This window comes from Streptomyces lushanensis (assembly GCF_001700515.1).
Taxonomy (GTDB): Bacteria; Actinomycetota; Actinomycetes; order Streptomycetales; family Streptomycetaceae; genus Streptomyces; species Streptomyces lushanensis.
Window position 1 is genome coordinate 1 of sequence record NZ_MAUD01000528.1, and the last position, 8,260, is coordinate 8,260.

Below are 8,260 nucleotides of genomic sequence, written 5' to 3' on the forward strand. Positions count from 1 at the left end.
GTGCAGATCTTCCGGAACGCGATCTTGCTTCCTATGCTCTGGCCATGACTTCACAGAAGGACCAGCAGCGCCACGCGCTGGCCGAGTTGCGGGAGTTGGCCGGTCTGCCGCTGAGCGCCGGGCAGATCTTCCGGAGGGCCGACGAGGTGCTGCGCGGGGTTCTGGGGTACGACGGGGTGTGCTGGCACGGCACCGATCCCGCGACCGGTCTGGTCACCTCGGTGCTCACCGACGATCTGCGGCTGGAGGATTTCCGGCAGGCGGTGGAGCTGGAGATCTGGACCGAGGACGTGTCCCAGTTCGCCGATCTGAGGCGCAGCGGCCGCACGGCCGAATCCCTCAGCCGGGCGACGCTGGGCCGTCCGGGTACCAGCCGGCGCTTCCGCGAGCAGATAGCCCCGGCCGGGTTCGGTGACGAACTGCGGGCCCTGTTCGAGGCCGCGGGCGCCTCCTGGGGCTGCGCCGCCTTCATGCGTGCCCCCGACCGGGGCGNNCTCGGTGTGGCCCTGCGGCACAGCCAGATACGTGCCGCGGGTTCACCGGCGGGCGAGCACCCGCCGGCGGTAGTGCTCCTGGACTCCCGCAACCGAGTGGTGCGCGCCGACGACCGGGCCGAGGTGCTGCTCAAGGAGATCGCCGACGACGCGGTGGGGGTCTTCGAGGTACCGACCGCGCTGCTGATGGCCGTGGAGCAGGCCAGGGCGGCGAAGTCCGCGGCGGGCGTGCCGCCGAGGCTGCGGGTCCGTACGCACACGGGGGAATGGTTCGTGCTCAGCACCTCGATCATGGGCAGCGCCGCCGACCACATGGCGGCGGTGGTGATCACCCCGGCGAGCGCCACCGACGTCATGCCCGTGGTGTTCGCCACGTACGGACTGACCGTCCGCGAACGCGAGGTGGCCGTGCAGGTTCTGCGGGGCGGTGACACCCGGGAGATCGCCCGGGTGCTGTCCCTGACACCACTGACCGTGCAGGACCACCTCAAGTCGGTGTTCGCCAAGGCGGGGGTCCGCAGCCGGCGCGACTTCGTGGCCCGCCTCGTCGCCTCGCAGGTACCGGAGATCTGGGACTGATCCCGAGGCCGGCCGTCCTGCCCGGCATCCGGGACATCGCCGCTCCGCGACGCCGTTCAGCACCGCTCCGGAGAACAGCGGTCACAACGGCAGGGCCGCCGGAACACCCCAGTTCCTGGTCGCCATGCGTCGGCCGGGAGGGGGGCGGAGTAGCTCGGCTCCGCCCCCGTGCTCCGCCCGGTACGCGCTTACGGGCCGCAGTCGATGATGGTGGTGGAGACCCAGTGACCCTCGTAGTAGACGCTGAAGGTCTGGATGCTGCAGAGGGTGATGCCCTGGTACGACCTGATGCCGCCTCCGCCTCCGCTGCTTCCGCCGCTGCTGCCCGGGACGCCCGGCAGGCTCACCAGGGTGCCGTCCCCGTAGGCCGTGCTGCCGTTGCCGCCGCCGGTGGAGGAGTGTGCGGGCACCGACGCGGGGGCCTTGCAGTTCGCGCCGTCACGCAGGATCTCCGCGTTCTCGGACGCCTGGGTCTTGAACTGGGCGGCGTAGTCGGTCTTGAACAGCGCCTGATTCGCGAGCGGCCAGGTCTCCGCCCTGACGGCGGCGATGAACAGGGTGGCGTAGGAGAAGTCGGTGGTGCCCATGGTGTACATCATGTCGATCAGGACAGCTCTGCGGTTCGGCAGCAGGGTGTACCACAGATCGGGAAAGATCTGCTCCAGTGTGGTGATCGCCGCGTTGAAGTCGGCCTCGAAGAGCGTGATGATCTGGAAGGAGGTCAGGTTCTGGGTGCCGTTGCGCACAGCGTTGTAGTCGGCGCCCACGGCGGCGAGCAGGGCCGGGGCGTCCGGGCGGTCGAGGTTGAACCCGACCCCGACGGTGGGGTGGCCCTGGGCGCTGATGTAGACGTGCGGGTCGCCCTTCACACCGTTCGCGCTGTGGTGCCCGGCGACGTATGCCTTGATCTCCTCCATGGTCATCTGCGGAGGTACGGGGGCCTCCGGAGCCGGGTCCGTCGGGTTCGGGAACTTCGGCGGGGTGGTCCTCGGCGGGCAGCCCGTCGCCGCGGCGGCGGGGGTGGTGACGACCGGCACCACGGCCAGGGCCGAGGCGGCCAGCGCGGCGGCCAGCAGCCGGAACAGACGCGATCTGTATCGGGACACAACATCTCCATGAGTACTGGGGGATGTGCTCATGATCGGGTCCGCCGTCGTCCAGGTACCATCCCCGAAATCTGGGGATTCTTGGGGCCGTTCTGTCCAGGCCGGGGATGTTCCGGCTCTACGGGATGCCTCTGCCCCGCATACGCCGGGGCGGCTGGATCGGCACCCGCTGCTGGGGCCGGCGCAGCGGTGGTACTCCGGTCATGGATCCCTCCGTTCGGCGGCGTTCGTGGGCGTGCGGGGACGGCCGTCGGCGCGCAGATCGCGGCGGAGTTCCCTGGGGAGCGCGAAGGTGCTGGACTCGTCGGCGGTCCTGACGGTCTCGACGTCGGTGTGGCCGTGGTCGGCGAGCCACTGGAGGACCCCGTCGACCAGGACGCCGGGGACGGAGGCTCCGGAGGTGAGCCCGGCCGCGGAGACGCCCTGGAGCCAGGTCTCGTCGATGCCACCGGCGCTGTCGACGAGATGGGCGGCGGGGGCGCCCGCGTCGAGGGCGACCTCGACCACGCGGATCGAGTTGGACGAGTTCCGGAACCCGACGACGAGGACGGGATCGGCCTCTTCGCCGGGAGCCTCGCCCCTGGTGCCGATGACCTCCTCGTGGCCCGCGTGGCCCAACCGCTCCAACGCTTCTCCACCGCCTGGACCGCCCTGTCCACGCCCGCGCACCAGCCACGTGGAGCGGCGGGAAGAACCCGCTTGCGCGGCCTGGGGGTCTTCAGTGGCCTCGGGGCGTTCATGCGCGCCTGCTGACAGCGCTGCCGGCCCGGCAGGACGTCGCGCGACCGGACAGGGCCCAGGCGGTCGAGCACGCCGTCGACCTCGGTACGGACCGGATCCTGGTCGGGGCAGCGGGGCCCGGCCGGGGCCGTGGTGGCGGTCAGGAGGCTTCCTCCGGCTGTGCGGGCGCGTCCTGGCTGTCGAGTTCGCCGGTGAGGCGGAGGGCTTCGTCGAGGAGTGTTTCGACGATCTTGTGTTCGGGGACGGTGGCGATGACCCGGCCCTGGCGGAAGATCTGGCCTTTGCCGTTGCCGCAGGAGACGCCGAGGTCGGCTTCGCGTGATTCGCCGGGCCCGTTGACGACGCAGCCCATCACCGCGATCCGCAGGGGGTGGGGGAAGCCGTCGAACGCGGCCTCCACGCGCGAGGCGAGACGGTGGATGTCCACCTGGAGGCGTCCGCAGCCGGGACAGGAGACGATCTCCAGCTTCCTCGGGCGCAGGCCGAGGGAGGACAGGATGTGACAGCCGGCCTTGACCTGCTCGACCGGCGGCGCGGAGAGGGACACCCGGATGGTGTCACCGATGCCCTCCCCCAGCAGGATCCCGAGGGCGACCGCGGATTTGACAGCCCCTTGGAACGCGGGCCCGGCTTCGGTGACGCCGAGGTGGAGGGGGTAGTCGCAGGCGTCGGCGAGGAGCCGGTTCGCGGCGATCATCGTGAGCGGGTCGTGGTGCTTGACAGCGATCTTCAGGTCGGTGAAACCGTGTTCCTCGAAGAGGGAGCACTCCCACAGTGCGGACTCGACCAGGGCCTCCGGAGTGGCTTTGCCGTACTTGGCCAGGAGCCGGGGGTCGAGGGAGCCGGCGTTGACACCGATCCGGATCGGCACGCCCGCCGACGCCGCGGCCTTCGCGATGTCCCCCACCCGGTCGTCGAACTTGCGGATGTTGCCGGGATTGACCCGCACCGCCGCACAGCCTGCGTCGATCGCGGCGAAGACGTAGCGGGGCTGGAAGTGGATGTCCGCGATCACCGGCAGTTTCGACTTCGCCACGATCGCCGGGAGGGCGTCGGCGTCGTCCTGGGAGGGGACGGCGACGCGGACGATGTCGCAGCCCGCGGCGGTGACTTCGGCGATCTGCTGGAGGGCGGCGTCCACATCGGCGGTGAGGGTGGTGGTCATCGTCTGCACCGAGACCGGTGCGCCGCCGCCGACGGCCACGCTCCCCACATGGATGGGGCGGGTACGGCGGCGCACCGGAGTCCGGGGAAGGCCTGGCAGGCCGAGATCGACGGTCATCGTGTCTCCTCCGCAACCGTCACAGTCGGGTTTGCGGTTGTGGTCGTGGGCCGGGCAGGCCGCGCGGGGTGTTCGTACTGGTAGTAATCGCGGTGTGCGGCGAGTGCCGCTGCGGCGATGCCCGGCCCGTCGAGACCGGCCTGGGCGAGCAAAGCGTCGCGCGGGCCATGGGGGATGAAGGCGGTGGGCAGGCCGAGGGTGATCACGGGGGTGGTGACGGCGGCGTCCAGGCATGCCTGCGTGAGTGCGGTGCCCATGCCGCCGGTGCGCAGTGCGTCCTCGGCGGTGACGGTGAGCCGGTGACGGGCGGCGAGGGCGGGCAGGGCAGGGTTGACGGGAAGGATCCAGCGGGGATCGGCGACCGTGACGCCCAGCCCCTCCTCCTCCAGTACGGAGGCTGCCCGCAGGGCCGCCGCGGCCAGCGGGCCCGTGGGTACGAGCAGGATGTCGAGAGGGCCGGACGGGGTGCGGTGCAGGATGTCCAGGCCGTTCATCCGTACGAGTGCCGCGATGGCGGGGCCCGCGCCGGCTTTGGGCAGCCGCAGCACGGTCGGCCCGTCCCCGTGGGCCACGGCCTCACGCAGCAGTTCGCCCAGCCGTACCGCGTCGCGGGGTGCGGCGGCCCTCAGGCCCGGCACCGCGGAGAGGACCGCCAGGTCCCATATCCCGTGGTGGGAGGGCCCGTCGGGGCCGGTGATCCCGGCCCGGTCCAGGACGAAGGTGACCGGCAGGCCGTGCAGGGCCACGTCCATCAGTACCTGGTCGAACGCGCGGTTCAGGAAGGTGGCGTAGAGGGCCACGACGGGATGGAGGCCGCCCATGGCCAGACCCGCCGCCGAGGTGACGGCGTGCTGCTCGGCGATCCCGACGTCGAAGACCCGCTCCGGGAACCTCTCCCGCATCAGGTGCAGGCCCGTCGGCCGCAGCATCGCGGCCGTGACCGCCACGATGTCTCCGCGCCGGTCGGCGAGCTCAAGGAGTTCCTGCCCGAACACACTCGTCCATGACCGGCCCGAAGATCCGGCCGGGGCGGTGGGACGGCCGGTGGCCGGGTCCACCACGCCGACCGCGTGGAGACAGTCCGCCTCATCGGTCTCGGCCGGCCCGTAGCCCCGGCCCTTGACCGTGACCACGTGCACCACCACCGGCCGGCCGAGGCCGCGGGCACACCGAAGCGCGTCCTCGACCGCGCCGCCGTCATGCCCGTCGACAGGTCCTGTGTAGGTGAAGCCGAGGTCGGTGAACAGGTTCCGTACGGTGGTGGTGCCGCCCTGTTTGAGCGCGGTGAGATGGGCGGCGAGCGCGCCGGTGGTGGGGTCGTAGGAGCGGCCGTTGTCGTTGACGACCACGATCACCGGGCGTCCGGGGGCGCCGCCGATGTTGTTCAGGGCCTCCCAGGCCATGCCGCCGGTGAGGGCCCCGTCGCCGATGACCGCGACCACCGCACGGTCGCCGTCACCGCTGAGGGCACGGGCCTTGGCGAGGCCGTCCGCGTAGGAGAGAGCGGTGGAGGCGTGCGAGTTCTCCACCAGATCGTGCGCCGACTCGGCCCGGGAGGGGTATCCGGACAGGCCCCCGGCCTGCCTGAGCGCGTCGAACTCCTCGCGGCGGCCGGTCAGCAGCTTGTGGACGTACGCCTGATGCCCGGTGTCGAAGACGAGCGCGTCCCGGGGCGAGTCGAACACCCGGTGCAGCGCCAGCGTCAGCTCCACCACCCCGAGATTCGGACCCAGATGGCCCCCGGTCGCGCATACCTTCCCGATCAGAAATGCCCGGATCTCGGCCGCCAGCTCGCCCAGGCGTTCCTGGGGCACGGCCCGCAGGGCCTCAGGGCTGTCGGCCTTGGCCAGCAGCGGGAAACGGGGGGCGTGTTCGCCTGCGGTCGTACTCATCGCGATGTCCTCACTGCGGCTGGCGGTACGAAGTCGGTGTCCTCGGTCGTGGTGATCCGTTTCCTCACGGCGAGAGGTCCCGGTCCGCCCAGTGCCGAAAGCGCCTCCTGGGTCAGGGCGGGCAAGGCGCGCCGAACCCGCTACCGCGTCCGCCCGTTGGGGCACGTACACCGGCAGGGCGTCGGCACAGGAGATCGCGGGCATCAGCAGCTCCTCACTGTCGAGGGGAACCGCGCGAACGGGAACCGCCCCGGGGGGGCGCACCGGGATTGAGCGACCGATCCGGGCGGGTAGCTGTTTCAGTACATCCGCCGAATCCCGTCCCGTGTAGGGGCGTTGGCGGATGGATGTGCTGCGCGTGCTGCATCTGTGCGCCCTTGTGAAGGGCGCCGTGTCCAGGTCACCTTTGGCTAGGGCTGAGAACGGGGAAGAGGTGTCCGCCCAGCAACCCAACGCACGGCTCGCGCGACTTCTTGAGGAGGCGGGATGGAACGCGGCCCAGCTCGCCCATGCCATCTCGTCAGTGGCGTCCGAACACGGTCACGACCTGGCCGTGAACCGCTCGACGGTGACGCGATGGCTCGCGGGGACCCGTCCTCGTCCTCCGGCGCCCGCCTACATTCTGGAGGCGCTCGCGCGGCGCCTCCGCAGACCCCTGGCCGCCGACGACGCCGGCCTGACCCGAGCCCCCACTCGCATACCGGACTGGTCCTGGGAGGCAGACCCCGTGCACCATCTGGCCAGACTCACCAACAGTCAGCTGGACCCCGGCCGGGGAAAACCCCTGGGCGTGGCCGTCTACAGCCTCGCCGCGCTGACGGTACCGAACTGGGAGGACCTTCTTTCGCGGACCACGGCCCGCCGCGCCGGGCTCGTGGCCGGACGGCGGGTGGGGCGCGCGGAGGTGGAGGCGCTCCAGAGCATGACGGCCTTCTTCGCGACCTCGACCGGGGCCTTCGGCGGCGGGCACGCCCGTACCGCACTCACCACCTACCTCGCCGACGACGTCACCCCCTGGCTGCTCGCCGACGCCGGCGAGCAGGTGCACAGGCAGCTCCTCACGCAAGCGGCGCAGCTCACCGTCCTCCTGGGCAACATGTGCGCGGACGACGGCGCCGACGCCCTGGCCCAGCACTACCACCGCACAGCCGCTCACCTGGCAGCCGAAGCCGAGGACCCGCACACCTACACCATCGCCCTCAGGGCTCTCGCCTCCCACGCGCTGGAACTGGGACACCGGCAGCCCGCGCTCACCCTGACCGAACAGGCCGCCGCAACGGCCGCCCGCCACTCCTCCCCCCTGACCCAGTCCTTCATCCAGTCCCAGCTGGCCCTGGCCCACGCACGAGCCCAGGACCGCCCCCGGGCGCTCCTCGCCCTGCAGACGGCGGAGGTCCTGCACAGCCGCGCGGACCAGGATCCGTCCGACCCCTTCGGCAGCTACCCGACGGCGGCCCTGCACTACCAGCGGGCCCGGACCCTGACCGCACTCCGAGACCACCAGGCGGCCGACCGGGCCTTCAACGCCTCTCTGCGCGCCCGCGCTCCGCAGGCGCGCCGCGCCAGGGCACTGACCACAGCCCTCCTGGCCGAATCCCAGCTCCTCCAGGGAAACCTGGAGGAGTCCATCGCCACCTGGAGGCGATTCCTCAGCGACTACCCGGGCCTACGGTCGGCCCGTGCCACCGACTCCCTCACCACCATGCGTCAGGTGCTCCGCCCCTACAGCACCCACCCCGGCGTGGCACTCCTGACCGAGGAGGCCGCATCCCTGTGAGACCGGATCCCGACGCCCCACAGGCTGCGGGCGGGCGAAGACATGGCGGCCGAGCAACGCCGGACGATGGCGACGAGCGCGCCAACGCGTGCAAGTATTACGGTTCTTGACGTCGGCTCATTTTTCGCTGACCGCCAAGGCATTGGTTTCCGGAGCACCGGCAACTCCGTCAGGTGCTCCGGCCGCTTCTCACCACCGCCCCGGGAAACGCCGGGACTTGTGCCGCCCGGGGCTCACCGACGGTCGCCCCGGGAACCTCTGGCGCGCCCCGACCGCCAAGCAGCCCATACGGCCGGCCACCGCTCGCCGAGGGTCCGCCTCCACACACCTGGTCCGGGCCGGTCCTGGTGAGACGCCCGGGACTCCTTGGGCCGGTTCACGGGACTCAG

5 protein-coding genes and 1 pseudogene are annotated in these 8,260 nt (G+C 71.4%); 2 read left to right on the plus strand and 4 right to left on the minus strand.

The features are described from left to right. Nucleotides 1-848: 848 nt before the first annotated feature. On the plus strand, nucleotides 849-1,073 hold the full coding sequence (locus BFF77_RS38315) for a helix-turn-helix domain-containing protein (protein ID WP_425424453.1): 225 nt from the start codon (nucleotides 849-851) through the stop codon (nucleotides 1,071-1,073). A 188-nt stretch (nucleotides 1,074-1,261) separates the two neighbouring features. Here BFF77_RS38315 and BFF77_RS30800 read toward each other — a convergent pair whose 3' ends face one another. The 4 genes and pseudogenes from BFF77_RS30800 to BFF77_RS30815 all read right to left on the minus strand — a co-directional run bounded on the left by BFF77_RS30800 (nucleotide 1,262) and on the right by BFF77_RS30815 (nucleotide 6,094). Then, a complete protein-coding gene (locus BFF77_RS30800; RefSeq protein WP_066956620.1) occupies nucleotides 1,262-2,179 on the minus strand; it encodes a lysozyme family protein in 918 nt (305 codons plus the stop codon). A 201-nt stretch (nucleotides 2,180-2,380) separates the two neighbouring features. Further along, nucleotides 2,381-2,743 (minus strand): annotated as a pseudogene (locus BFF77_RS37370) (4-hydroxy-3-methylbut-2-enyl diphosphate reductase); the annotation flags it as partial. 316 nt (nucleotides 2,744-3,059) lie between these two features. After that, nucleotides 3,060-4,202 (minus strand): flavodoxin-dependent (E)-4-hydroxy-3-methylbut-2-enyl-diphosphate synthase, encoded by a 1,143-nt coding sequence (gene ispG / locus BFF77_RS30810; protein ID WP_066956625.1) that lies wholly within the window; start codon nucleotides 4,200-4,202, stop codon nucleotides 3,060-3,062. Continuing rightward, nucleotides 4,199-6,094 (minus strand): 1-deoxy-D-xylulose-5-phosphate synthase, encoded by a 1,896-nt coding sequence (locus BFF77_RS30815; RefSeq protein WP_066956628.1) that lies wholly within the window; start codon nucleotides 6,092-6,094, stop codon nucleotides 4,199-4,201. Before BFF77_RS30815 ends, ispG begins: the two co-directional genes overlap by 4 nt. A gap of 433 nt (nucleotides 6,095-6,527) precedes the next feature. Here BFF77_RS30815 and BFF77_RS30820 point away from each other — a divergent pair, with 433 nt between their 5' ends. Further along, nucleotides 6,528-7,871, plus strand: a complete 1,344-nt coding sequence (locus BFF77_RS30820) for an NsdA family TPR-like regulatory protein (protein WP_066956631.1) — start codon at nucleotides 6,528-6,530, stop codon at nucleotides 7,869-7,871. The last annotated feature ends 389 nt before the right edge of the window (nucleotides 7,872-8,260 follow it).

Bases quoted from the DNA above. Each gene is read 5' to 3' on its own strand.
- BFF77_RS38315 (WP_425424453.1), top strand. From the start codon at position 849: ATGCCCGTGGTGTTCGCCACGTACGGACTGACCGTCCGCGAACGCGAG.
- BFF77_RS30815 (WP_066956628.1), bottom strand. From the start codon at position 6,094: ATGAGTACGACCGCAGGCGAACACGCCCCCCGTTTCCCGCTGCTGGCC.
- ispG (WP_066956625.1), bottom strand. From the start codon at position 4,202: ATGACCGTCGATCTCGGCCTGCCAGGCCTTCCCCGGACTCCGGTGCGC.